Raw genomic sequence first — 21,571 nt, forward strand, 5'->3', positions numbered from 1 at the left:
CGCAAAACTCGAACGCACTTGCTGTCTATTGTAGAGCCCGCGCCGAAAACACGAGGTATGGGCAAGACATAGACCCTCAACGAAGCGGCGAAAAACATGGCTGCAGGCACGGTCTTGCCCCATCCCGGGGAGTAGAAGGCTATGAGCGGTTGTCTTCAGTGCGTCGTCTTGAGTGGGATTATTCTGGCTGCGATGAATGTCCCGGCTGCCGCCGTGGACGCAAAGCCTGCGGCGCGCAATACGGGACCCGCGGCGGGCGTCATGACGCCCATCGGTCTGGACCGGGTAAAGGCGGGAGGGGAGCTCGGACGGCGTATCGATATCACCGTCAACAACAACCTGCTGGCACTGGACACCGAAAACGCGTTCCTTGTTCCGTTTCGTCAACGGAACCAAGCTTCTGGATATATCGGACTGGGCAAGCTGATTGATGCCACGGTGCGGTTTGCCGCCTATACCGGGGACCCAAAGGTGCTGGCATTGAAGAACCGTCTTGTCTCGGAGGCGATCAAAACTCAGGAGCCTGACGGATACATCGGCATCCTTGTCCCGGAAAGCCGCCTGTGGGGCGTGTACGATATCCATGAGATGTCCTACCTCGTGTTGGGCTTGACCAACGACTACAAGTATTTTGGCGAGCAATCATCGCTTGTGGCAGCCCGGAAACTGGCCGATTTCATCATCGCGCGCTGGTCTGCCGAGCCGTCTCGAATCCCCGGACCGACCGGACAACGCCCCAACATGTACGGCGTAACCACGGGGCTTGACGGCGCCTTGCTGACGCTTTTCGAGCAGACGAACGATCAACGGTATCTGGATTTCTGCACCAGGTTCGAGCAGTACAAGTTGGGGGAATGGAATTCAACCATCAAGATGGACGAGCCCAACAAACCGTACAACATGGACGACGAACGGCACTGCTATATCTTCATGGCCCTGTGCGTGGCACAGTTGCAGTTGTACAACATTCAGCCTGACCCGCGGCTTTTGCAGCAGGCACAACAGGCCCTGGATTTCCTGACCCGGCGGGACGGATTGCTGATTTCGGGCTCGTGCAGTCTGAACGAGGCATGGCACGACAGCCAGGTGGGCAGCGGAAATGTGAGTGAAAGCTGCGCCACAGCCTACCTGACACGATTGATGGATCGCATGCTTCGGCTGACGGGCGAATCACGGTTCGGCAACATCATGGAACGGGCCGTCTACAATGCGTTGTTCGCCGCGCAATCCCCCGACGGCAGAAGCCTGCGCTATTTCTGCGCTCTCGAGGGCAACCGCACCTATTTCGAGCGCGACACGTTCTGTTGCCCCAATAATTTCCGGCGGATCATGGCTGAATTGCCCGGCATGATCTACTACTGCTCGAACGATGGCATCGCCGTGAACCTTTATACCGCATCCACGGCAACCATCGCTCGGGACAATGGCCGTAGTGTCACGATTCAACAAGAAACGGACTACCCCGCCTCGGGACTGGTCAAGATTGTCGTCACGCCGTCCCAAGAGATGGAGTTCGCCCTCAGGTTGCGCATTCCGGCCTGGTGCCCGAAAGCTAAGGTGGCCGTCAACAGCGAGACGCCTGTCGAAGTTTCCCCCGGCCAGGTTTTCTACGAAATCCGCCGTGTCTGGAAGCCGGCGGACTCCATTACGCTCGATATGCCTATGCCGTGGCGCTTGGTCCGCGGACGCAAATCGCTCGAGGGCCGGGCCGCGTTGATGCGCGGTCCTCTGGTCTACTGTATCGGGACCGCCAACAACTCAGAGTTGCTGCAGAAGTATGAGAGGCCCGGCGAACTCGTCCTGGACCCCGCGTCACTGGGCGCGCCGGTCTCCGACCCATCCTTCCGCCCCGGCGGGCTCAAAGTCCTGGCAAAGGCATGGCCGCCGGAAGCCGGGGCAACCGGGGCCGCGCAGCTCGACGTCGTGTTGACCGAGTTCATCGATCCCAGTGGCATCACCACGTATTTTCGCCTGCCGGACCTGGCCACGGCGGTCGACGATGAACTGATAAACAAGACAACCGGCCAGTAACCGGCGTTGTACGGCGTCAGAAATCCCGTGAGAAGCCGCAGGTCCAGCCTCCGTCTACGACAAAGTTGTGGCCGTTGACGTAAGAGGCGGCATCCGACACCAGAAACAGAACGGCGGCGGCGATTTCGTCAGTCTCGCCGGGCCGGCGCTGCGGAATGAATGAGACCAGACGCGCCGCCGTTTCCTTGTTGTTGTAGAAGAGCTGCCGGGTGCCTTGTACGAGCGTGGACCCGGGAGATACGCAATTGACGCGAATACCCAGCGGTCCCAGTTCGCATGCCATGGCCTCGGTCATCCGGATAACCCCCGCCTTCGCCGCCACGAAACCGATCTGGAGGCGCAGCGGCACGACGCCCGCAATCGAGGCGATATTGACGATCACCCCCGACCCTTGACGCACCATCTGGGCGGATTCCGCCTTGCAACAGTAAAACGCGCCGTGCAAGTCCACATTCATGATCCGGTGCCAGATTTCTTCTGAGTATTGGTCGACCGTGACGCGGTCCTCGGGGCGGCCCGTGTTGATCCCCGCATTATTGACGGCGATATCGAGCCGCCCATGCCGGGCCACGACCGTGCCGACCAAATCGCGCACCTGGACGGGATCAGATACGTCGCAGGAGTGAAAGGCGACCTCCCGCCCGATTTCCGTGGCTGTGGCACGCCCTTTTTCGACCTGGATATCAGAGATGGTGACCAAGGCCCCGTTCTCCGCGAGAGCCTCGGCAATGGCCCTGCCAATCCCCTGCGCGGCGCCGGTCACAACGGCGACTTTCCCTGTCAAGTCTACCTGCATGGGTCACGCCCCCTGTTTCGCGCGAAACTCGTTTAAGGTCTTCTCCACGTCCACGATTTCGCCTCGCGATGCAATAATGGCGATAGGCTCGAGACATGGAATCTCGCCATCGTCAGACGTAGCCAGCACCTTTACCAAGACGCCGGAGCAATCCGCCTCCACATCGAGGGTGGACTTGTCCGTCTGGATGTTCAACAGGACTTCACCTTTCTCGACAGGGTCGCCCTCTTTCTTCATCCATTCAATGATTTCGCCCACTTCCATCGTCTGTCCCAGACGGGGCATAACAACGACGTACGCCATGACTCTTCTCCTCTATGCTTGAGCTGTCAATATCAGTGCTTCTTCCGGAGCAGGGAAGGGACTCTGTTCCGCGAACAAGGCCGCATCAGCCACCTCGGCGTCCGCTTCCTCGTTGATTGCCGTGAAAACTTCTTCGGTAATCACGCCATCCCCGAGCAGCTTCCCCTTCCAGTAATCAATGGGGTCGCGCTTGCGCGCCTCGGCGACTTCCTCCTTCGTGCGGTACAGCGAGTCGTCGCCCTCGAAATGGCCCCGGATACGGTAGGTCTTGCACTCGATCAGCATGGGACCCAGACCCGCGCGCGCCCGCGAAACCGCCTCAGCCGCCGCCGCGTACACCTCGTCCACCCGGTTGCCGTCCACTGTGACTCCGGGGATTCCGTACGCGGCTCCCCGCACGCCGATGTCGGGCACGGAAGTCGACCGCCATACGGCCACCGAGGTTGCGTACATGTTGTTCTCACACACGTAGATGACGGGCAGTTTCCAAAGAGCGGCCAGGTTGAGGCTTTCGTGGAACGCCCCGTTGTTCGATGCGCCGTCGCCAAAGAAACTGACGGCCACCCGGTCGGTCTTCTGCATCTTCATGGCAAGCCCCAGCCCGGTCGACAATGGAATCCCGCCGCCCACGATGCCAACTGTGCCCATCACGCCAACAGCAGGATCAAAGAGGTGCATGGTGCCGCCTTTTCCGCCGCAGCATCCTGTCTTCTTTCCGCAAACCTCCGCGATCATTTTCCTCATCGGCATGCCTTTGGCGATGCAATGCCCGTGGCCTCGATGCGTGCTCGTCATGCAGTCGTCGGCACGCAGATTGGCGCAGACGCCGGCGGCGATGGCCTCCTCTCCTTCGTAGAGGTGGGCGGCGCAGAACACCTTCCCGTTCTTGTACATGATGGCAAGCTGCAGTTCAGCCTTTCGAATCCGCACCATGGTTTTGAGAAGCTGGATCTTTGTGTGGTTGTCCATTGAATGAATCTCCCTACACCGGCATGTTGAGCATGGCGCGAATCTCATTCGCAATGCGCTCAGGGTTGGGGAACACGAAGTCTTCCATGGGAGGACTGAATGGTATCGTCGTATGCATCGTGGTAAGCTGCCGCGGCGGTTGACGAAGAGCATCCATGGCATTTTCAACCGCAAATGCGATAATCTCCGACGCGAACCCGCAGAAGCGGTACCCCTCGTCAACGACAAGCAGCCGCCCGGTCTTGCGCACGGACGCCAGGATAGCCTTGCCATCGTAAGGCATCAGCGTCCGCGGATCGATGACCTCGACAGACGCCCCGTCCTTCGCAAGAGTCTCAGCGGCGGCAAGGCTGTAGCCCACCATGAGCCCGGTGGCGACGACCGTCAGATCGGCGCCCTCGCGTTTGACGTCCGCGACACCAAGCGGAACCTCATACGGCTCCTCGGGCACCTCCCCGCGCACGTTCAAGAGGAGTTTGTGTTCGAGATAGATGACCGGCCCATCATCCCGAATTGCCGATATGACCAGACCTTTAGCATCGTAAGGCGTGCTGGGAACCACGACTGTCAATCCCGGCGTATTGATATACCACGAATAAAAGGACCCGGAATGGTGGGCGGCGTTGGACTTCGATTTGCCCGTCGTCATGCGGTACACCACGGGCACGTTGACCTGGCCATTTGAAATGTAACGCAGCTTGGCAGCCTGGTTGCAGATCTGGTCCATGGCCAGCATCGAAAAGTCGATCCACATGAGATCCGCGATAGGGCGCATGCCCAGTAATGCCGCACCCGCCGCCGTGCCCGCGATGGCCAGTTCCGAGATGGGCGTGTCGCGCGAACGGTCCTCGCCGAATTGCGCGGTAAACCCCTCTGTTTGCTTGAAACAGCTCCCGTGAGGGCCCACGCCCTCTCCCATCACGAAAACCGACGGGTCCCGTTCCATTTCTTGCCGCATGCCTTCACGCAGCGCTTCGACAAATCGGATTCTTCTGGCCATAACGGTCCTTTCTAAGGCTCGGCTGCGATCCTCTCGATGGCCCGCTCCGAGCACGAAAACCCCTCGCCCGGCGTCAACAGGCGCACAGGCACGGCGGGACACCTCCGCGCGCACGCCTGCACAAAGGCCTCGGGGTCGCCGTTGTGTTCTTTGAACATCCAGAAATGGCACGGCACCACGACGCGCGGCGAAACGATGGCTGTGAGCTCGGCGGCTTCTTCCGCGTTAAGATTCCCAAACCGGCCGTTGATGCAAACGAGCAGTATGTCAGGCCTGAGGTCTATCAACGGTTGCATCAAAGGGACGTTCAATGCCGTGTCCCCCGTGAACAGCACCCGCACCTTCCCAAAATCAAGAAGCAGCGACAGGGCGTCCGGCGAGAGTTCACCGTGATCAGACCGCGCCGTGACTACCTCCACGCCGTCCAGAGAATATCGCTTTCCGGGCTCGAGCAGCACGGACCGGTTCTTCCCAACGCCCATCTTCTCGTACTCGGGAACGCAGGGAAGCGAACCGGCAAACCGGCAGGCCGGGTTGTTGCGTACGATGACCGGCAGCGCATCGGTGTCCAGGTGGTCAAGATGCTCGTGCGAGTTCAGAATCCAGTCCGCGCGTGCGTCTTCCATCGAGATCGGGCACAGCGAGAGCCGTTTGAACCCAAATGCCTTTTCGACCACGTTCGAGAGATAGGGATCCAGATAAACGACCGCCCCCCTGGATGTCTTGAACACAAACCCGGCCTGGGCGAGCCACCACAGGGCCACGCCACCCTCAGGCGCACGCGCGTTATCGATCTCAACCGCGAGCATGGCTGTCAGCTCCTCCCCGGCTACGATTCAGCCACTACGGGATTGCGTAGAACGCCGATCCCCTCGATATCCACTTCGCAAAGGTCGCCAGGCTTCAGGAACAACGGCGGCTTTCGGGCCATTCCAACGCCGCACGGCGTACCCGTGAAGATAGCTGTTCCGGCCAACAGCGTTGTCGAGCGGCTGAGATAACTCACGAGGTACGCGACATCAAACACCATATCCTTCGTGGACTGATCCTGCACCGTTTCGCCGTTCACCCGCATGCGGATACGGAGGTCGCCCGGGTCCAAACCCGTAACAACCCACGGGCCTACCGGGGCGAAGGTATCGAAACTCTTGGCCCGTGCCCATTGACCGTCGCTGCTCTGGCAATCGCGCGCCGACACGTCGTGCCCGCACGTATAGCCGAACACATAGTCCAGGGCCTTCTCAAGCGGCACGTTCTTTGCCGTGCGCCCGATAATCGCAACCAGCTCAGCCTCGTAGTCGACTTGCGCCGGCGCGGCCGCGGGAACAACGATCGGCTCATCGTGCGCGGCCAAAGCCGTCGTCAATTTGATGAACAGAAGCGGCGCCTTGGGCAGCTCGTCCGACGTTTCGGCGGCATGCTCGCGGTAGTTGCGGCCCAACGCAAGGATGTTCGGCGGCTCGCAGGGCGCAAGGTACCGTTCGATATCCTTCTGGTCAAGGGTCTCCCCCGTGGGTTCGGGGGCATCGAGCAACCCGCCCTTCAGGACTCTGATCTTGCCATCGTCCTCCAGCAATCCATATGCCCCGCGCGGATGACGGCCGGTTGTGAATCGAATGAACTTCATGAGATGCGCTCCTTCTGGTTCGTTGCCTTAGACGAGTCGCGACACCGGGTCTTTCCCCTCGAGAAAGTCCCGTGCGGCTTCGGCTGCTTTCCGCTGGAGGAGTTCTACGGCCTTCTCCGAGACTGAGGCGGCATGGCTTGTCAGAATAACGTTCGCGAATGTGCGGAGCGGACTGCTCGGAGGAAGCGGTTCCTCTTCAAACACGTCAAGCCCCGCACCTCCGAGGGTACCCGCTTTCAGCGCCTCGATAAGGGCCTCTTCATGCACGACGGGGCCGCGCGACGTATTGATGAGTATAGCGCCAGGCTTCATCCTGCCGAAGACGTCGCGATTCATGAGATGCGTTGTCTCGGGGATCAGGGGGCAATGCAGCGACACAATGTCGGCGCGCTCAATCAATTCGGCGAACTCGACCCGTTCGGTCTGATATATCTCAAATATACCCTTGTCGACGTAGGGATCCTGGGCAATGATGGCGAAGCCCAGAGTCGCCGCTTTACGGGCAAGATTCCGGGCGATCTTCCCGAAACTCACCAGACCCAACGTAAGTTCCGTCAGCGCATAAATGGGCCGGAACGGATTGACTCCCCAGCCGCCCTGCAGAATCTGGTGATGGTCCTGGGGAATGCGCCGGCACAACGAAAGGATCATGGCCAACGCGTGGTTGGCCACCTCCTCAACGCAGAAATCGGGCACGTTCGCCGCCACGACGCCTAGGTCCCGTGCCGCGTCGAGATCGAAGTTGTTCACCCCGACGCCGTAGCGCACGATGCACCGCACGTTCGGCAACGCTTCAAGCACTCTCCTGGTGACGGGCGCCCACTGCACCAGAAGCGCGTCGGCCTTGCCGCAGGCGCGAATGATATCGTCCTCGGTCTTGCAGATCGGCTGGATGGTCTCAAGCGCAAAACCAGCCGACTCGATGATCTCACGTTCCAAGTCAACGTGAGGAAAACTATGATCGGTTATGATGACGCGTTTCACGAATCTTCCTCCTTCGCTTGCCGGTCTGTTGCCTGGCGCTGGCCGGCGGATTGGGGCAACAATGCCGTCAATTCTTTCCACACATTCTCATCCAGCGGAATGCCGTTCTTAGATCGGTCCAGGCACCGCAGGTATTCCGGTTCTCCGGGCGCCTGCACGCGCTCGAAACCTTCCGACACGGGAGCGCCGTGCAGGTCGGTCACCATGGCCGCCACCTGCTCGCGGAAATTGTGGCGGCCTGCGAATCGCCGGTAGTCAAGCGCCGCGATCAAGTGGCAGAGGTTGCGCTTCTTATCCAAATCCCCATACATGACGGGGATGTGCGGTCCGTAAGCGCCTCCCGACAGTATCCCCGTCAAGATGTCGATAATAACGCCCAGCCCGTACCCCTTCGCGCCGGCGGCGGGCGTCCAATACGCGGCTTTGTGGGGGTCGGTCGTCGGTTTGCCGTCACTGTCCAGTGCCCAGGTTGGCGGAATGGGCCTGTTTTCCATCCGGGCCTTGTAGATGTGCCCGCCCGCGACAGTGCTCGTCGCCATATCGAGCACCACGGGAGGCCCCGACGCCGACGGGATCCCAATACACAGCGGATTGGTGCCGCAGAACGGGATGCGTCCCCCGAACGGGACAACACCCTTGTCGGTTTGCGTGAACGCCATGCCGATGCAGCCGGCCTCAATGGCCCGCTGAGTGAAAAACGAGAGTGCGCCACAATGGTTGCTGTGCGTGACGCCGACAAACCCGGCCCCCGACTCGCGCGCGATCTCCACGGCAAGGCCCATGGCATCCCAATTGGTTACTTGGCCGAAACCGTGATTGGCGTCAATCGTGGCGGTCGCCGCTCCCGTTCGCTCGACCTTGGCGCTGGGCCGCGGGTTGATCGACCCATTGTCGACTCTGCTGATGTAATGCGGCACACGCATGACCCCGTGTGAATCCACGCCGCGTAGATTCGCGTGCACCAGCGAGTCCGCCATGATCCCGCTGTCGCGTTCCGAGAGGCCGCGGCCGTAGAAGATTGCGGTTGCCAACGTCTTGAGTTCGTGTGCCGAAACTAACATCGTCTTCTATTCCTTGGTATCTATACCACTCCATGCGCCGCTTCGAACAGCGCCTCGAGATTCGCAAACGGTATATCGGGAGTCATCACGTTCGCCGGACCCAGCAGCAGCGCGCCGCCGAAAGGCCTGCCGAGGATATCGATGATTCTCCGCACTTCGTCCTTCACCTGCTCTGCCGAGCCATGAACCAGCAGTTCTTGAACGTCTACCGCGCCGCTGAAGGCCAGTTGGCCTCCAAAATCCCGCGCAAGCTCTTCGATATCCATTGCGCCCGGCTGCACCGGATCGAGCACGTCGAGACCGATGTCAACCAGTTCGCCCACAATGCCGGTGACATTCCCGCAACTGTGGAAGATCGCATCCATGCCGAGCCGGTGGACTTCAGCAAACGTCCGCGCGTACCGGTCCTTGAACAGCCGGCGCCACTGGTCCGGAGATATCATCAGGCCGCTTTGCGAACCCCAATCGTCGGTAAAAAAGACCGCATCGGCCCCAAGCGCGCCCCACTGGCGGACAATCTCGAGAAGGTATTCCTCGAGACCGTCCAGCAACCTTTCTACCTCAGCCTCGTGGATAAGGAAATCGGTGAACACATTCTCCATGCCCCGGAGACAATGCAGGCGCTCGAACAGGGCCAAATGAATGATCCCAAAACAGTATTTTGTCTCTTTATGAAGGGCCAGCGGCGCTGTAACAGAGTCCAGACGGCCGGGAGCATTGGGATCCGGCATCCCGTTCTCGAAATAGTCATCCAGCATCGCCCAGTCCTTGATCGGGCAGTCCAACGGAGTAGCGCCGACGCCGCCAAAGGCATGCCCCCACCGCGTTCCCCATTCGTCCAGCCATTGCATATCGGTCATCAACGCTTCCACCACATTCACGCGCGGAGTCTTGCCAGGGGACTGGTACCCAATCGTAATGTCGTAGGGGATAAGGGCAACTACATCGTCCGGATACTCGCAGAAAAGGCTGGCCAGCTCGTCGCCATATTTCAGGATCAAATCAAGCGAATGACGTTTCAGGCGAACTGGACAACGGCCGTCGCCCGTGCCGCGAAGCGCTTGCCTTACGCGCTCCTTGGTGGGCGGGTAAGCACATTGAGCGGCATTGACGCGTTTTTCAAATTGTGCCAGCCGCGCCTCCATCTCAGACACCGGCAGAAGACGGAAATCTTCTGTTTCGACGCGGCTCATGCGGTTTTCCTTCCCGCCTTCATAGCCCGCACGGCGGAAATCCAGCGCCGCGCACAATCGGTGATTTCGGCGAAATTGCCTTGCCTGACGGCCGTGGCAAGCGGCATTTCCGTCGTGACGCCCGCAACTCCCGCAAACGCGCCCACGGCATGGTATGACTCCATGTTGTCCAAGGTGATGCTGCCCGCCGGCATGATGCGGACTCCCGGAAACGGGCCCTGCATGAAATAGACGAACCTGGGACCCACCATGTCGCAGGGAAACAGTTTGATCACATCCGCGCCCATCCTCATCGCATCGGCGATCTCGCTCGGCGTAAAACAACCCGGCGCCGAGAAAACGCCCGCGTCGACCGCGGTTTCCACCACCGGAGCGTAGAGATTGGGCGACACAATGCCCTGCGCGCCCGCTGCAATCGCCGCAAGTGCCTGATCCTGCGTCGTGACGGTGCCGGCTGACACAATCACGCGCGCGCCATGTTTCTCGCGTATTCGCCGTATTACGTCGCACGCCCCCGGCGTGGTGAACGGAACCTCAAGCAGCGTCGCGCCGCCCTCGATGAGCGCTTCAAACGTGTCCTCGGTCTGCTGTGCCGTATCGCCTCGAAGAATCAGAACCAGCCACTCCTCATGGAGCCGTTCGATATTCTTTTCCTTGCTCATTCTCTCCCCTGCTTTCTACCGTCGTACGCGCCCTGCCTGCCCGCCACGCACAAGTTCTTCGACTTCTTCCACGGAGACAAGATTAAAATCGCCGGGTATGGTGTGTTTGAGGCACGCCGCCGCCGCGGCAAATTCCACCACATGCGCCGCATCGGCCCCGCGGAGAATCTGAAACACCATCCCCGCCGTGAACGCATCGCCGGCCCCTACGCGATCGACAATCTGGATCTGGTACGACCGGCTCGAGGCGCATCCTTCCGCGCAGCAGACCAGTCCCGCGTATTCGTTGACAGAGGCCGATGCGCCCCCGCGCAACGTTACCCCTACCCACGTGAACCCGAACTTCTCCCTGAGACGCCGCGCCGCGAACTCTGCCGACGCGTCCTCCCGGCCGCGAAGGTCCTCGGGCACGCATATGCCAAAAAGCTTTTCCGCGTCTTCCACGCCGCCAACGAAGACATCCACGCGGCTGAACAAATGTGACAGGACCCGGCTGGCCTTGTCCGGCGCCCACAGCTTGCTGCGGTAATTGCAGTCGCAACTGGTCGTAACGCCCAGTTCTCTCGCTGTGTCGAGAGCTTCCTCTAGAACGGCCGTTACGTTGTCTCCAAGCGCTGGAGCGGTTCCCGAGAAATGGAACCATCGTTTGCCGGCTAGTATGCGCCTCCAGTCCAGCTCGCCGGGCACAAGTTCACGAATGCTGCTGTGGTTGCGATCGTAGATCACCTTGGACGGCCGCTGAGAAAAACCGGTCTCGACGTACAACATGCCGAGACGGTCGCCTCCACGAACAATGAAGTCGGTATTGACTCCAAATCGCCGCAGGTAATTGACGCAGGCCTGCCCGATTTCATGCGCCGGCACTTTGGACACGGCGTACGCGTCAACGCCGAAACCTGCCAGGGATACCGCCACGTTCGCCTCGGCGCCGGTATACCGGGCCCTGAACATCTCGGCCTGCGTCAATCGGTCCATGCCAAACGGGTCGAGACGCAGCAGCAGTTCGCCAAACGTCACCACGGCAGGTTTCTTGTCGCTGTTCATCATGCCCTCGTGTTCTCAATCCGGCCGGCCCGTTACACGTCCGGGGATAGCAGGCATCGCGCCGCGGCCACAATCTTCTCCTCGGGTCCGCGAAACGCCCAGACCTGCGCCGTGTCATCGCACCGCGTGAAACCGGTCTTCCCGCCGATCGCGGGAATGTGGTACTCGAGCTCGCTGAACGCACCGAGCGCCGAATTCACGTTGCACGCCTGCGTCGAATACCCAAGATCCTCCGGGTCTTTCCAGGGCGCATCTACGTATTCTCCGGAAGGGTTTACTGTGAAATTGCGCACAATGAGCGAGCACGTTTTCCCGCTGCCAGAGACATACCCGACGCGGCCCGTGGTAGCCACGGCGCGCACGCCCAGCTTGTGTTCACCCTGCGCGCGCATCTTGTACCGAATAAGGCGGTCTTGCACTATCAGGTCTTCCGAAGAGACTTCTCCAAACCAGATCTTCGGTTCGGTCCTGTGATAGACAGGGATCAGCAGGTCGCCGCCGTGCGGCATCTGAACCAGATTCCACAGACCCACCATCGGCTTGTCTTCGGCGTGCTCTTCGCGTATTTCGAGCCGCGTATGCTGGGTGTATCCGGCATAACACACGCCTGCGAGGTCGATACTGCCTTCATAACGGAGCGGATTGGCGGCAGCGCCAATCGATTTCGCAATGCGCAGCTTGACTTCCTTCCCGGACCGGGAAAACTTCAGCGTAAGCCGGTTGACCAGTTTGAGCCCGTCTTTACCGCGAACGGCCCTATAGTTGCCCGGGTCCAGTTCGCGCGGCTGCCAGTAGGTCTTCGTATCCGGGTAGTGTGGGAGAAACAGGTCCACCTCGGGCGCGAGCCACGTCCGGTCACCGCCGGAATTGTGCCAATCCTTGCTTGCGTAGAACGCGCGCGCCGTCTCTTCGGACTCCAGGGCCGGATGCGTCCAGTAGAAGTTCGCATCGCTGCCGGGGGCAAACAGGGCGAGGACGCGCCCTCCATAGGGAAGCAGGAGCACGGTTGTCCCGTCCGGCGTCGTCACGGTCTCGGCGGGTTTGCCAACGGCTTTCAACACGCCGAGGAGCCGGATCATTGTGTCCGGGGCGGCGGGCCGGCCCGCTTCCGCCGGCGCCGAACCGGCCGCGAGACCCGCCAGATATACGGCCCCGGTCTGTTTTGCCACCATATTCAGGAACTCCCTGCGGTTTTGCATACGAAGGAACCTCCCCTCTTGCTAAAACAACAGCCTTCCCTGCTCATTTCCGTTTCCACGAAGCCGCAATCTCCTCGAGCGACCTGCCCTTGGTCTCAGGCAGCATGAACAACCCGAACAGAAACGCGAACACGCATATGAACGAGAGCAGCCAGAACGTCCCCCCTATGGAGCCGATGGTTCTCTCTGAATAATCCGAGATTATGGGGAAAAGTTGGGCGCCGCTGTAAATCGTCACCCACAGAAATGCGGTGGTCAGCGAGACCGCGCGGCCGCGAAGCCGGGTCGGAAAGATCTCCGACATCATGAGCCAAGGCAGCGGGCCAAGAGCAAAGCCGTGGGGAAGCGTGCAGAGAATAATGACCAGGAGGACGAACCAGCCGCTCAAATGAAAGTGAAACACCGCGCCGGTCATCGCGGTGATAACGCACATCATTGCGGAACCCGCCAGCCACAGGGGACGGCGGCCCACGCGGTCCACAATCCAGCAGGCCACCAGCGTCACGGCGCCCATGAACCCATACGCAACGGCGAATTGCAGAATCGCCAACGCTCTGTCATTAAGCCCGCTGGATTCGAACAACATGGGAATGTAGCCGCCCATGACACTCCAGCCGGTCCAATTGTTGAAGAAAGCCAGAAACAGGCCGATCGCGAACGCATAACGAATGCCCGGGGCGAACAATTCGGAGAACGTGCCCAGTTCTTCCTTGAGCGACGCCTGAATCTGCTCCATCTCTTCACGGGCGTTGGCCTCGCCGTCGACACGAACGAGAACGGCGAGCGCCTCATCGTGACGGCCCCTTCCGGCAAGCCACCGCGGACTCTGGGGAATGGTCATAAGCAACACGATAAAGACAACAACCGGAAGGAGTTCCGACGCGAACATCCACCGCCAGCAGGTTTCGGGCGATGCCAATTTGACGATGATGAAAGAAAAGAACGGCGCCGCAATGCTGCCCACCACGATCGCAAGCTGATACATCGTGCCAAGCCCCCCGCGCATCCGGGGGGGCGCCACTTCGGAGATATACATCGGCGACGCCACCGAGCACAGGCCCACTCCTATGCCGCCGACGATTCTAAAAACATTGAACGTGAACATGTCCTTGGGTATAGCCGTGAACAGCGACCCAATCCCCAATAACGCGCACGCAACCATCATGGTCCTGTTACGGCCAACCGCGTCGCATAACCATGCGCCCAGAAATGGGCCGATGATGCAACCCAAGGTGGCGCTTCCCGTCGTAAAACCCCAAACGGCCGGAGACAGGTGGAACTGCTCTCTGAGGTATAAGTTCGCGGCGCCCATGACCGCGAGGTCGTATCCGAACAGGAATCCGCCTACCGAGGCCACAAAGGCCACCCCAAAGGCGTACAGACTGGATTTCCCGCCGCCGGCGGCGATCGCTTGCTTTGGACTCATTGAAATACCTCCTCTTTCCGCTCGCATATCAACGGATTTCAGCCTGCGACGCATCGCGGCCGACTACTGCACACCCGGGAGATACCCTTTGCCGAAACGAGCTGATGATTCGTTTCGAAAATCTGAGATCAGGGACATCAACGAGGTTGTCCCCCCGTCGGCCACGATGGTTTGTCCGATAATGTAACTTGCGTCATCGGAGCATAAAAATACGGCGAGCTTCGCGATATCCAACGGAACGCCGGGCCGTCCCAGGGGAATCTTGTTGGCGGCGTCTCTCTTGGCGTCTTCCTCGTTGAACCCCGGCAGCACGTTGTAATAGTTCTCGACCGTCACCCAGCCGGGCGCAATCGCGTTGATGCGAATCCCTTTGTGGGCGAGTTCAACGGCAAGCGATCGCGTGTACGCCACAATCGCACCCTTTGTGCCGGCGTACACCGAGTGCTCGGGAGCGCCTTGAACACCGTGAATGGACGTGAGATTGCAGACAGCCCCTCCCCCGCGTTTCTCCATCTCGGCGGCGAGCCGCTGGGTTAAAAAAAACTGGGCGCGGATGTTCACGTGGTACATCCGGTCGAACTGCTCACGGGTAACCCTGAGAAACGGTTTATTGAACGTGATACCGGCGTTGTTCACCAGGCAATCCACGCCGCCGAGAAATTCCAGCGCTGATTCACCCAGGGCCACCACTTCATCGACGTCATCGAAGTTGGCGCGAAATGCCGCTGCCTTACGACCCATAGCCCGGATTTCCTCGACTGCGCTCTTAGCTCCGGCGTCGCTGTGGGCGTAGTGCAACACCACGTCCGCCCCCTGGCGAGCGAATTCGAGCGCGATCTCGCGCCCGATCCCCGTGCCCGAGCCGGTAACCAGCGCCTTCTTGCCCGCAAGTTTTCCCAAGCAACTCATGTCGCGACCCTCATGTCTGCCGCGGGGCCAATCCCCACGGCCAAAAGCGCAAACCACCCCGCCGCCGCAACGACGGACCCTACAAGGCCCGGGGAGGAGCCGTCGACGCCCGAAGCACCAGGTCGACATCGAAGATGGTGGTTTCGGGCTCAACAGCCTCCCCTGACAGCATATCGAGCAACGTTCGCACACAGAAATCAGCCATTTGCCGGGCAGGGAAACGCACGGTAGTCAGCGGAACGCGAAACATGTCGCTGCCCAGCATGTCTCCGTTGCCGACAATCGAGATGTCCTCCGGAATCCTGAGTCCCGCCGAGCATACCGCTCTCATGGTCCCGCGCGCGGCAACGTCGTGGCGCACCAGAAAGGCGGTCGGCCGTTCCCGCAATGCAAGGAGTTCGGCCGTGCAATCCTCGGCTGCCTTCTCGTTGAAGCCGACCTCTCTGAAGAGCGTCTCATCCACGGGAAGCCCCGCGTCCTGAAAGGCTTTGCGCACGCCACGGGCACGTTCGCGGCCAACATGCGAGATATTGGGGATTCCGAGGCAAGCGATTCTGCGATGGCCAAGCTGAATCAAATGCTCGGCGCCAAGCCGGCCCGCCTTATAGTTGTCCCCCGTGATTTGCGGCGCGGCCAGGTTGTCAATGAGCCCATCCAGAATCACGAGTTTTACGCCCGCCTCGACGAGCTCGTGATAGGTTGCGGGCGGAGTCATCGAACCGGGCACCGCAATCACGCCGTCCACGCGATTCTTCATCAGTTGCTCGACTAGGGATTCGTCGGTTCCGCTTTCATTGCCCGAGATAAAGAGCAGGGTCGAGTAGCCGCCACTGCGCAGCCCGCGTTCGACCGCCTCGATCACGGAATGCGACGCGTAATAGATGCTGGGCTTCGCAATAACGCCAACGAGGTTGGTCTTGCCGTGGGTCAAGCTGCGGGCGATGTAGTTAGGCCTGTACCGCATCTCGGCAGCCAGCGCCCGGATTCGGTCGCGGGTCTCGCCGGACACGTCCGGTTTCCCCGAAAGCGCCCTCAGCACGGTCGAACGGCTTACTCCCGCCGCGCGCGCTATGTCATTTACCGTGCAGCCCATTTACCCTCTCGAAAACCCTCTCCCCTTCCCTGAAAGGCTCTCCCTATTGAGACAATCCGGGGGGAATTCCCCGCGCAGCATGGCTTCCATATTGAGCGCCGCGCGGCGTTGCAGTTCACGGCCCGCGCGCTGGCTGTACCACGCATAGTGTCCCGTCGCCACGACACGGGGATGTGACAACAGCGGGTCTCTGTTCACTTTTGGAGGCTCATCCTCGAAAACGTCAATCCCCGCTGCGAACACTGTGCCGTCTTCCAGAGCGGCCGTGAGAGCTTCTTCATCAACCACGGGGCCGCGCGCGGTGTTGATCACAATGGCGTACGGCCGCATGCTGTCAAAGGCCCGGGCATTCATCATGTGGCGCGTTTCTTCGGTCAGATTGCAGTGCAGGCTCACGACGTCGCTGACGGCCAGCAATTCGTCAAACGGGCACGCCTCCGCGCCCAGTTCGCTAAAGCGCTCCGGCGGGATGTAAGGGTCACACGCCACAACCCGCTGGAAAAGACCTCGAGCCTTCATGCACAGCATCCCGCCAATCCGGCCCAGTCCGACGATGCCCAGGGTCAATTCGTGCAGCTCGGGCATGTGCAGGTCCGCGGGAAGGTTGTATCGCGGCCGCACGTGTTCCATGCCCTGGCGGAGACCGCGGACACACGCCAGAATCATCGCCAGCGCATGGTCTGAGACCGAATGGTTCGCATAGCCTTGCACGTTGCAGACGGGAACCCCCCGCGCCGAGGCGGCAGCGAGGTCAATGTTGTCATATCCAACGCCATACCGCACGATAGCTCTAAGAGCGGAGGCCCTGTCCAGGAAGAAATCATTCACCCGGGTCCAGCGCACGAACATTCCCGCCGCGCCGCGCGCGAACTCCGCTTTGCCCGCGGCGTCAAGTTTTCCGCCCGGAAACACGTCCAGCCAATATCCCGAGGCACGAAGAATCTCCGCCTCCTGCTCATAGGCGTCGTATCCGGTATCGATGATGACTACTCTCTTGTCACTCGAGCCGGCCATGGCATCTCCCTGGGCAATTACAGTTTCTCGTAGACATAGACAACCGAGGACGGCTTCCCGGTCATGGTCATCGGGAGTCCCGCACCCAGAAGTTCGCTTCCGGAGAATTCCATTCGCGTTCCCGGCGCGTCAACGTCGGTCACGGCGTACCGGGCATTCGGGTCAAGGGCCGACAAAGGCAGCTGCGCCGTAACATAGATACTGTTCGGACGCCGGAACGCCTGTACCATGCCCTTCCCTTCCTCCGGACGGTCGAACTGCCACGCTATCCAGTCCGAGTCCTTCAAGGTATACGGAGTCAGCGGGTAATAATCCCCGAAGAAGTTCGGCGCAAACGCTTTCCACTGGTCCACAAGGCGTCTCAGAGTGGCCCAATCCAGACTGTCCTCACGGTGATCCCAACAGGCCGTAAAGTGGGGGCACAGGGTACTGCGCACAAGGTAGGGGTCGGTCTTGGAGGTGCCAGTGCCATAGAACGGGAACCAGGGCGACAGCGCGTAGGTGTGGCACTGGTTGCCGATCGGCTCCATGATGTAGTCGCTCCGCAACAGCGGAACAGCCCTGCGAAGCGTCTCGAGATCGTTGCGGCGCCCGCCGCTCGCGCACGAGTCAATGAGCATGCCGGGATGCCGCCTGATGAGTTCATCCCAATAGGCCAGATACCCTTCGACGTGCCGGATCTCGGTGATGCCCTGCCGGTCCTCGGCATCGTTGCCGCGCCAGAACAGCAGGGGATCGATATTGAAATCCTGCCGGTACAAGTCTATGCCTTGTTCCGTAAGCAGCTTGTCGACGTGCTCGACCAGCCACGTCCACGCCTCTTTATTGCCCAGATTCAGGAGTCCGCCGTTCTTCCCCCCGTGTATCCACTCCGGATGGTTCTCGGTAAGCCATGTATCGGCGGCGACGCGTTCCGGCTCGAACCAGACGATGATCTTGACGTCCTTCGAGTGGGCATGGTCGCTGATGACGCGCAGGCCGCCCGGGAAACGGTTCATATCAACCTCCCACGTGCCCGTGTGCGGCCAGCCGGTCTTGTTGTAGTACCAGCCGGCATCCATCCACCAATAGTCGAGCTTCATGCCGCGCTCGAGATACTTGTCAACAAAGAAGATCTGGTTCTCCGTATTGGCGTTAATCATCTCCCCGAACTGATGCGAACTGCATGCAGCCAATTCGGGAACCGGCGGAAGCTTCCCGCCGGGACGCGGCATGTTGTGCGCGAGCATCCAGGCGCGCCAGACGTTCTGCGCATGAAGACGGTCGCCTTTCCAGAATTGGAGGACCACCATCGGCGTCCGCACCTCTTCTCCCGGCAGCAGTTTGAAGTGCGTCAATTCCTGTCCGGCACGGAGGCGCAGCCTGTTGCCGCTGTCCCGCGTGAACTCCGCCGCCCACTGCCCCGCCCAGCTCACCACGAAGATCATGCCCTCGTTGCCGGCGCCGATGTTGAAGTAGGGGAACTCGATCTGGGTGGGACGCCCCCCCGTGTTCGCCAGCCGTCTCTCCGTTCCGGCAGCAAGCGGCTCGTCGACGGGCTCGTAGCTGTCGGCGGTGCAATTGTCGCCCTTGTTCCTGTGCAGCACGTATTCTTCTTGTGCGTTTCGTTCGAACCATGCATCGATGGCCCGGACGTCGCTCAGTATCGGCGAATCGGTCTTGCCCGTGTTCTTGAAATACAACGTCCATTCCACTGTCGGGAAATCCGCGTACTGGACACCTTCGCACCGGACCACTAGGCCCGTTTCGGGGTCGGCATACGTAAGCGTGTGCTGCGTGCGCCGGCCGTCAAGGCGCTCCGCGGTTCGCTCCAGTTTCCACGAGTCCAGAAACTCGGAAGAGTCTCTGCCTCCGTAAGTAAACGAGAAGAACGGCGCCGGGGTGTACGGCGACCGCTGCGGGCCCAACTGCGTCATGTCACCCAGCCAAAGCTCCGAGTCATCTGCCAGAATCACCCTCGCGTCAGCCCAGTCCGACTGGTCGCACGCAATACCATCACCTGCATCCCCGACCGTGAGCACAAACTCAGTCACGCCGCCCAATTCTACCGATACAGGAACTCCCGGCATGCCCTCGCGCATAACCTCCGAACGCCATAACTCCTTGCCGCCGGCCTGGACGCCGAACACGACGCTTCCCCGCCCGCCGCTGGTCTGGTCGTTCGAATCTACCCCGGCAACCGCTTCAAACCGTTTCGCGGGTTGCGGAAGATACACAACGACGCGGCTCACGGCGTGGCAGTACAGGCCTCGGGCATACTCTTTGTCCACGATCCGCATCGGACGCCCCCCGCGGCTGTTCATCTGGACGGGGTCGTTGTTGGCAATCACGTAGATGCCTGTGCGCAGGGAGGTTTCCTCCGCCTTCCCTTCGAATTTCGCCGCAGCCCAACGGCTCGCCTCGTCCAACTCCGAAACAGTGGGAGTGGCCGATATGGCCACGTTCGCCACAATTGTGATGAGCAAGAGTCCCGTCATTGCGTAATCCCCCCTCTCTATGTGACGGCGTCAAACCCGAGAAGCCGCAACCCGGGCGGCCGTCTTTCCAAACCTGTCCTGCGCACCCGGGTCTCGTACGCGGGTCCGGACCCGTGTCCGGAACCTACCAAACACGCACAATTTTGTCAATAGGGGCTTCCCAAAACAGCACCCTGAACCTCCCTTCAAACACGAATGGCTGCCGCCAAGGATGTGTACAACCCATTTGCCCAAAAACGTTTATAAACACCCATCGAATCTTGGCAACCTGGGATTGCCGTTTACAATTCTGCAACCAAAACAGACCATTTCGAGGAGCTAATGCCCAGCGGGGGCTGCTGCTCCCGGTAGTCCGGGGATGTACACGTCCGAGCAGCCTGGCCGCGTGGGAATCGCGCGGTCGCAGGCAACGCACCACATTTCCCAGGCGCCATCGATGTAATTGTCGTTGCCAGGACGCCCGCAAGCCTGCGCAAACAGATACCATTTCCCCGCAATTTGATACAGCGCCGGAGTGGCGACATGATAGAGCGTGCGGTCGTCGTAGAGTCCCTGCCATTTCGTCTGGAGCACGGTGTCCACATCGAGCTGTGTCCATCCTTTTGCAGGGTCGGTGCTGACTGCCAGAACGGGCCGCCAACGCGCCCCGTGGTCCACCCCCACTTCAATGCAAAGAACGTACGTTCCCGCCAGCACCGAAATCTGGTGCCATTCGTAGTAGGCCTTGGGCGTGGACTCGAAAATCTGTCCCATGCCGCGCGGGTCTTCGGCGTTGAAGTGTCTCGTCCAGGACTTCCCGTCGTTCGAGGTGGCGAGCCGGATACCGGGCAAGGTGCCGTCCTTCCCGCGATAGGAGTAGTACATGTACCACCTCCATTGCTGCGCTCCCTCGTTCCACTCACGCATGACAGCCGCCTGGGAGGCCATGTCCTCGAAATACGGCGCGGCGGGCTCAGGCGCCAGTACAGGCGCAGTGCCATGCCGGACAATGGCGTCCCCGGCCACTTCTGAATAGCCGTCGGCCCCGGCGGGACAAATCGCCAGCCCGATACGATCCTGCACCGAGCCCGTGGTGCCGGAGTAATAAATGTAATACGCGTCTTCCTCGGCCACGTACAGGACCGTGTCCAGGCGGATAGTGCACGAATCCCAGCCACCCTTGGATGGTCCGAATACTGGATTCGCATCGTCCTGATGCCAGCGGAACGGGTCGCGTTCATCTGCCCAGGCCTTGCCCACCGCCGCCACGACCCGGTTGGACGACGAAACGGCGGAGTAGAACATGATCAATCGACCCGGAACTTTGGGATTGGGAAGAATACAGGGCTCCTCGATTTGCTGCGACATCCAGTCGTGGCTTGCTCGTGCCAGCACGACTTCGCCGCGAATCCCTGATTCAGCCCGCGCACCAACGGATGAAAACACCAACAGCGACAGGCATGTCGCGACAACCATGCCGCCGGCAAGACGGACCCTTCGCTGCTGGCTTGTGAATCGGATTCCATTCACGTGACACCTCCCGCCTCGCGTAACACGAACTCAGAGTCCCAGTATCGGCTCTTGCGATGTTCCCGTGCAAGAAAACCGTGTCTCCCAAGCCGTTGGGTAAACACCGGCGAAACTGGGAACGTCCTCATACGACTCGCAGACCCCGATTTGCTTTCAGCCGCTGAAAATGGGTTAGCCGCGATTCTTCCGCGCCAACGGCGCGCAAACATGCTCCCGGGTTACGGCTGCTCCTTCTTCAGCGCCAACGGCGCGAAACATACCAGCGTGGCCTGAA

Annotated in this window: 19 protein-coding genes; 1 reads left to right on the plus strand and 18 read right to left on the minus strand. The window is 60.4% G+C overall.

All coding sequences use genetic code 11. From position 1 onward, the window contains the following. Positions 1-141: 141 nt before the first annotated feature. Entirely contained in the window at positions 142-2,031 is a 1,890-nt protein-coding gene (locus tag PLJ71_05795) for a glycoside hydrolase family 127 protein (protein HQM48180.1), read from the plus strand. A 16-nt stretch (positions 2,032-2,047) separates the two neighbouring features. On the opposite strand, the gene PLJ71_05800 is transcribed toward PLJ71_05795, so the two are convergent. The 18 genes from PLJ71_05800 to PLJ71_05885 all read right to left on the minus strand — a co-directional run bounded on the left by PLJ71_05800 (position 2,048) and on the right by PLJ71_05885 (position 21,297). Next, positions 2,048-2,827, minus strand: coding sequence for an SDR family NAD(P)-dependent oxidoreductase (locus tag PLJ71_05800; GenBank protein ID HQM48181.1), 780 nt, complete (start codon positions 2,825-2,827; stop codon positions 2,048-2,050). A gap of 3 nt (positions 2,828-2,830) precedes the next feature. Beyond that, positions 2,831-3,130, minus strand: coding sequence for a hypothetical protein (locus PLJ71_05805; protein HQM48182.1), 300 nt, complete (start codon positions 3,128-3,130; stop codon positions 2,831-2,833). Positions 3,131-3,142: 12 nt separating this feature from the next. Then, positions 3,143-4,099 carry a thiamine pyrophosphate-dependent dehydrogenase E1 component subunit alpha gene (locus PLJ71_05810; protein ID HQM48183.1) on the minus strand — a complete coding sequence of 319 codons (957 nt, stop codon included), beginning with the start codon at positions 4,097-4,099 and terminating at the stop codon, positions 3,143-3,145. Positions 4,100-4,112: 13 nt separating this feature from the next. After that, the gene (locus PLJ71_05815; protein ID HQM48184.1) at positions 4,113-5,099 is read right to left on the minus strand and encodes an alpha-ketoacid dehydrogenase subunit beta; all 987 of its coding nucleotides are present in this window, start codon (positions 5,097-5,099) and stop codon (positions 4,113-4,115) included. An 11-nt stretch (positions 5,100-5,110) separates the two neighbouring features. Beyond that, positions 5,111-5,908, minus strand: coding sequence for an MBL fold metallo-hydrolase (locus PLJ71_05820; GenBank protein ID HQM48185.1), 798 nt, complete (start codon positions 5,906-5,908; stop codon positions 5,111-5,113). Between the two features lie 20 nt (positions 5,909-5,928). Continuing rightward, the gene (locus PLJ71_05825; GenBank protein HQM48186.1) at positions 5,929-6,726 is read right to left on the minus strand and encodes a fumarylacetoacetate hydrolase family protein; all 798 of its coding nucleotides are present in this window, start codon (positions 6,724-6,726) and stop codon (positions 5,929-5,931) included. Between the two features lie 27 nt (positions 6,727-6,753). Beyond that, on the minus strand, positions 6,754-7,710 hold the full coding sequence (locus PLJ71_05830) for a C-terminal binding protein (GenBank protein ID HQM48187.1): 957 nt from the start codon (positions 7,708-7,710) through the stop codon (positions 6,754-6,756). Further along, positions 7,707-8,771 (minus strand): Ldh family oxidoreductase, encoded by a 1,065-nt coding sequence (locus tag PLJ71_05835; GenBank protein ID HQM48188.1) that lies wholly within the window; start codon positions 8,769-8,771, stop codon positions 7,707-7,709. Before PLJ71_05835 ends, PLJ71_05830 begins: the two co-directional genes overlap by 4 nt. A gap of 20 nt (positions 8,772-8,791) precedes the next feature. Beyond that, complete coding sequence (locus PLJ71_05840; GenBank protein HQM48189.1) at positions 8,792-9,964, minus strand: uroporphyrinogen decarboxylase family protein; 1,173 nt, start codon at positions 9,962-9,964, stop codon at positions 8,792-8,794. Beyond that, on the minus strand, positions 9,961-10,626 hold the full coding sequence (locus PLJ71_05845) for a bifunctional 4-hydroxy-2-oxoglutarate aldolase/2-dehydro-3-deoxy-phosphogluconate aldolase (protein ID HQM48190.1): 666 nt from the start codon (positions 10,624-10,626) through the stop codon (positions 9,961-9,963). The genes PLJ71_05840 and PLJ71_05845 overlap by 4 nt, the downstream gene beginning before the upstream one ends. Before the next feature lie 15 nt (positions 10,627-10,641). Then, entirely contained in the window at positions 10,642-11,673 is a 1,032-nt protein-coding gene (locus PLJ71_05850; protein HQM48191.1) for a sugar kinase, read from the minus strand. Between the two features lie 29 nt (positions 11,674-11,702). Beyond that, the gene (locus PLJ71_05855; GenBank protein ID HQM48192.1) at positions 11,703-12,869 is read right to left on the minus strand and encodes a hypothetical protein; all 1,167 of its coding nucleotides are present in this window, start codon (positions 12,867-12,869) and stop codon (positions 11,703-11,705) included. Positions 12,870-12,912: 43 nt separating this feature from the next. After that, complete coding sequence (locus PLJ71_05860; GenBank protein ID HQM48193.1) at positions 12,913-14,295, minus strand: sugar porter family MFS transporter; 1,383 nt, start codon at positions 14,293-14,295, stop codon at positions 12,913-12,915. A gap of 63 nt (positions 14,296-14,358) precedes the next feature. Beyond that, on the minus strand, positions 14,359-15,204 hold the full coding sequence (locus PLJ71_05865; protein HQM48194.1) for a glucose 1-dehydrogenase: 846 nt from the start codon (positions 15,202-15,204) through the stop codon (positions 14,359-14,361). Between the two features lie 79 nt (positions 15,205-15,283). After that, a complete protein-coding gene (locus tag PLJ71_05870) occupies positions 15,284-16,297 on the minus strand; it encodes a LacI family DNA-binding transcriptional regulator (protein ID HQM48195.1) in 1,014 nt (337 codons plus the stop codon). Next, positions 16,298-17,311: a C-terminal binding protein gene (locus PLJ71_05875; GenBank protein HQM48196.1), complete on the minus strand. Its 1,014-nt coding sequence runs from the start codon at positions 17,309-17,311 to the stop codon at positions 16,298-16,300. 17 nt (positions 17,312-17,328) lie between these two features. After that, the gene (locus tag PLJ71_05880) at positions 17,329-19,788 is read right to left on the minus strand and encodes an NPCBM/NEW2 domain-containing protein (protein HQM48197.1); all 2,460 of its coding nucleotides are present in this window, start codon (positions 19,786-19,788) and stop codon (positions 17,329-17,331) included. A 318-nt stretch (positions 19,789-20,106) separates the two neighbouring features. Next, positions 20,107-21,297: a hypothetical protein gene (locus PLJ71_05885; GenBank protein ID HQM48198.1), complete on the minus strand. Its 1,191-nt coding sequence runs from the start codon at positions 21,295-21,297 to the stop codon at positions 20,107-20,109. Positions 21,298-21,571: the final 274 nt, after the last annotated feature.

It is taken from the genome of Candidatus Hydrogenedentota bacterium, from assembly GCA_035416745.1.
GTDB lineage: Bacteria > Hydrogenedentota > Hydrogenedentia > Hydrogenedentales > SLHB01 > UBA2224.